Below are 4,108 nucleotides of genomic sequence, written 5' to 3'. Positions count from 1 at the left end.
GCGCCGTCGAGCGGCGTGAGCGGGCCGTGCGTGCTGCCGTCGAGCAGGGGCTGATCGGCCCCGAGCAGCCCGTCGTCGGGCTGCTCGACGTCACCGGTATCCGCGCCGCCGCGGCCGAGCTGCGGGCGGCCTTCGACGAGGTCGTGGCGCCCGGTACGCCCGTTCTGCACGCCTTCGCGGTGAAGGCCGCCTCGCTCGTCCCCGTCCTGCGGCTGCTGACCGACGAGGGGCTGGGCTGCGAGGTGGCCAGCCCCGGCGAGCTGGCCCTCGCCCGGGCCGCCGGAACGGACACCGACCGCATCGTCCTCGACTCGCCCGCCAAGACCCCCGCCGAACTGCGCGAGGCCCTCGACCTGGGCATCGCCCTCAACGCCGACAACCCGCAGGAGCTCGCCCGCCTCGACGCGCTCGTGGCCGGGACTCCCACCCGCTCTCCCCTCGGCCTGCGGGTCAACCCGCAGGTGGGCGGCGGCAGCATCGGCGCACTCAGCACCGCCACGGAGACCTCCAAGTTCGGGGTCGCGCTGCGCGACGTAGGGGCGCGCGACTGGGTCGTACGCGCCTTCGCCGAGCGCCCCTGGCTGACCCGGCTGCATGCCCACGTCGGCTCGCAGGGGTGCCCGCTGGACCTGATGGCGGCGGGCGTCCAGGCCGCGTACGAACTCGCCGAGGAGATCAACGAGACCATCGGCCGCCGCCAGATCGACACCCTCGACATCGGCGGCGGCCTCCCGGTGAACTTCACGTCCGACGAGGTGACACCCAGCTACCGGGAGTACACACAACTACTCAAGACCACCGTCCCCGGTCTCCTCGACGGGCGGTACGGCCTGGTCACCGAGTTCGGGCGGTCGCTCCTCGCCAAGTCGGGAGTGGTGCTGGCGCGCGTCGAATACGCGAAGTCGGCCGGTGGCCGCCCCATCGCCGTGACGCACGCGGGCGCGCAGCTGGCCACCCGTACGGTCTTCGCCCCCACCGCCTGGCCCCTGCGGATCGCCCCGTACGACGCGGACGGCCGCCCCAAGCCCACCGGCCCCGCCGGGCCGGTCACCCAGGACATCGCGGGCCCGTGCTGCTTCGCGGGCGACCTGGTGGCCGAGAACCGGGCCCTGCCGGAGCTGACGGCGGGCGACCTGGTGGGCCTGCTGGACACGGGGGCGTACTACTTCTCGAACCACTTCGCCTACAACAGCCTGCCCAGACCGGGCGTGTACGGCTTCGCACCCGACGGCGACGGGATCCGCTTCGCGGAGGTACGCAAGCCCCAGACGGTGGCGGAGATCGTGGCGGAAAGCGGAGGCGCCGAAGCGGAGGGACTGACGGCCTTGTGAGGGCCACCGGCGTGAGGGGCGGGGTCGCAGGGGTGGGGTCCTGGACACCACGTGTATTTGTGGCGCCGATCGCCCGACGTTCACGAAACGCTCCACGTCAGCGGCGCCGTAAATAGACGGTCCAGGGCCCTGCCCCGGAGGCCCCGCCCCGGCACCCACCACCGGAGCGCCCGCGCACCCGGACCCGCACCCGCACCCGCACCCGCACCCCGCCAGGGGTCACCGCTTGGCGCCGCCCGGCCCCGCGTCGCCCGCCGCGGGGCCCGTCGTCTGGTAGCCGCGGACGTCGCGGCCCGCCGGGCGGCCACGGGGGACCCAGTCCGTACGGACCCACAGCAGCGCGTCGTGCGCGTGCTCCCAGCGGCCCAGCCACAGCGCCTTCGCCCACAGCCCCGCGCCGAGGCCCGCCAGCAGCAGGCCGCCCGCCGCGGGGAGGGCGAAGGACGAGCCGACGGCGGCCAGGAAGGCCAGGAGCAGCCACCACCGCAGGGCGCGCCTACGGGCCCGTATCGTCACCGCACGGTCCTGGAGGAACACCGACTTGCTCGCCCGGGTGGCCTCCTGGGCGAGGGCCAGATACCGGCCGCGCCGTACGAAGAAGACCACCGCGGCCGCGATCAGGAAGAGCGCCGCCCCGGCCGACAGGCCGATGCGGCGGCCGGTGAGGCCGGGGAGCAGCATCCCGATGCCCGCGGCCAGAACGCCCAACCACCACAGCCATCCGGCGGGTGCCCGTACGACCACGGCGACCCGTATCAGCGCATACGCCCCGCGTCCCATCTGCCGACCTCCTCGACGTCTCAGGCCATCGAACGCGGACTGTAGTGAGGATGGCTGAGAATTCGGTGAGACGGAACGTAAGACGGTACGGGGCTACTCCACGAACAGCCCGCGCGCGGCCGCCCGCGCGTCGAACTCCTCCAGCCGCGCCTGCGCATCCGGCAGCGCGTCGCACATGGCCTCCAGCAGCACCCGCCCCAGCAGCATCGGCGCGCAGGCGGTGTCGAAGGCCAGCCCGGTCCCGACGGCCGCGGGCAGCAGCAGATCGCTGTGGCGGGCGACCGGGGCGAAGGCGCTGTCAGCGACGGCGACGACGGTGAGGCCGGTTTCGCGCGCGTACTCCAGGCCCTCCACGACCTCCCGCGGATGGCGCGGCAGGGCGAAGCACAACAGGGCGGTGGCGCCCGCGCGGTGGGCCGCGTCGATGCGGTCGGCGAGCATCGTGCCGCCCTCGTCCAGCAGCCGGACGTCGGGGTGGACCTTGCGCGCGAAGTAGGCGAAGCCACGGGCCTGGGCGGAGGCGGCGCGCAGGCCGAGGACCGGCAGTGGGCGGGACGCGGCGAGCAGCCGCCCGGCCCGCAGCACCGGTTCGGGGTCGGCGAGCAGGGTGGCGAGGTGGCGCAGGTTGTCGATCTCGGACTGCACGGCCTGCTGGTACTCGTTGTACGCCCCCTCCCCCGCGGCCCGTTCACCGGCGGCGGGGGCGACGTCGCGCAGGTGCTTGCGCAGCGCGGGGTAGCCGTCGAAGCCGAGCGCCACCGCGAAACGGGTCACGGAGGGCTGGCTGACCCCGGCGAGTTCGGCGAGTTCGACGCTGGAGAGGAACGGCGCGTCGGCCGCCCGCCGCACCATGCAGTGGGCGATGCGGCGCTGGGTGGGGGTGAGGCGGTGGCCCTCGAACAGGGCCTGGAGCCGCGCGGTGCTCCCCGCACCCGCCGCCCCCGCCGCATCCGCCGCATCCGCTGACGCACCGGCCACGTCCGCCACCACCCCGTTGTCCGTACCCATCAGTCCTCAGCCCTCCTGGCCCTCAGGGCCATCAGCACCATCACGAGCCTCAGCAGGCTCAGCGAACTCAACGCCCTCGCACACCTCGGCCAGCGGATCCAGCAGACCCACCGCGTCGGCCACATCCTCCGTCAACGGCCGGTCCTCCATCCGCGGATCGAGAACTTCCGCCGCCAGCGCATAGGCGGCGGCCGCCGGTACCCCGGGCTCCGGTTCCATGCCGCGCTGCCGCAGCGCGCGGACCGCCGCGACCAGTTCGCAGGCCAGCACCTGCCGGTAGTGGTCGGCCACCCGCAGCGTCTGGCGGGCGCCGAGCGAGGCGAAGCTGGCCTGTTCCTCGACGCCGCGGGAGAGCACGGCGTGGCCGAGGGAGGCGGGGTGGGAGACGGCGCGCATCTCGCCGAGGGCCGCGCCCGCCGCGTACTCCAGGATCATCACGCCGGAGCTGGCGGGCGCGGGGTCGCCGAGGAAGGGGCGCAGCCGGGTGAAGTCGGGTTCGCTGAGCGCGGCGAGCCGGGCGGTGGACAGCCGGGCGGTCTGGAGGGCGGCGAGCCGGAAGTGGTCGAGGGCGAGGGCGGCGTGCGCGGCGTAGAAGTTGCCGTTGTGGTACGCGGCCTCGTCCTCGGAGCTGATCAGCGGGTTCTCGGCGGCGGCGTTGACGTCGACGGTCAGCACCTGCTCCAGGGCGTCGGCGGCGTCCAGCGCCGGGCCGTGGATCGCCGGCAGGCAGCGGAAGCCGTACGGGTCCTGGATGCGGCCGAGCGGCGGGGTGGGCCGGGCCGGGGCGCCGATGAGGGCGCGTACGAGGGCGGCGGCGTGGATGGAGCCGGGGTGGGGGCGGGCGAGCTGGACGGGTTCGGCGTACGCCTCGTACGAACCGCCGACCGCGATCAGCGAGAGCGCGGCGACGGCGAGCGAGGCGGACAGCAGGCGCCGCAGGTCGGCGAGGGCGAGCGCGGCCTGGCCGAGGGTGAGGGCGTTGCTGCTGA

The 4,108-nt window shown here is 74.7% G+C and carries 4 protein-coding genes; 1 reads left to right on the top strand and 3 read right to left on the bottom strand.

Annotated elements, in window-relative coordinates; genetic code table 11:
* On the top strand, positions 1 to 1,331 hold a 1,331-nt coding region (locus SSOG_RS26625), incomplete at its 5' end, for a type III PLP-dependent enzyme domain-containing protein (RefSeq protein WP_245606386.1).
* 219 nt (positions 1,332 to 1,550) lie between these two features.
* On the opposite strand, the gene SSOG_RS26620 is transcribed toward SSOG_RS26625, so the two are convergent.
* The 3 genes from SSOG_RS26620 to SSOG_RS26610 all read right to left on the bottom strand — a co-directional run.
* Entirely contained in the window at positions 1,551 to 2,111 is a 561-nt protein-coding gene (locus tag SSOG_RS26620) for a hypothetical protein (protein ID WP_039938777.1), read from the bottom strand.
* A gap of 93 nt (positions 2,112 to 2,204) precedes the next feature.
* Complete coding sequence (locus SSOG_RS26615) at positions 2,205 to 3,119, bottom strand: MurR/RpiR family transcriptional regulator (RefSeq protein ID WP_078510409.1); 915 nt, start codon at positions 3,117 to 3,119, stop codon at positions 2,205 to 2,207.
* A gap of 6 nt (positions 3,120 to 3,125) precedes the next feature.
* Positions 3,126 to 4,108, bottom strand: a 983-nt coding sequence (locus SSOG_RS26610; RefSeq protein ID WP_009717357.1) for an aromatic amino acid lyase, incomplete at its 5' end; no start/stop codon positions are given.

This window comes from Streptomyces himastatinicus ATCC 53653 (assembly GCF_000158915.1).
Taxonomy (GTDB): Bacteria; Actinomycetota; Actinomycetes; order Streptomycetales; family Streptomycetaceae; genus Streptomyces; species Streptomyces himastatinicus.
The sequence above is the reverse complement of the archived record's forward strand: the minus strand, read 5'-3'. Positions and strand labels throughout refer to the sequence as shown.

Excerpts from the sequence above, each read along its gene's own strand:
- SSOG_RS26620 (WP_039938777.1), bottom strand. The coding sequence starts at position 2,111 with ATGGGACGCGGGGCGTATGCGCTGATACGGGTCGCCGTGGTCGTACGG.
- SSOG_RS26615 (WP_078510409.1), bottom strand. The coding sequence starts at position 3,119 with ATGGGTACGGACAACGGGGTGGTGGCGGACGTGGCCGGTGCGTCAGCG.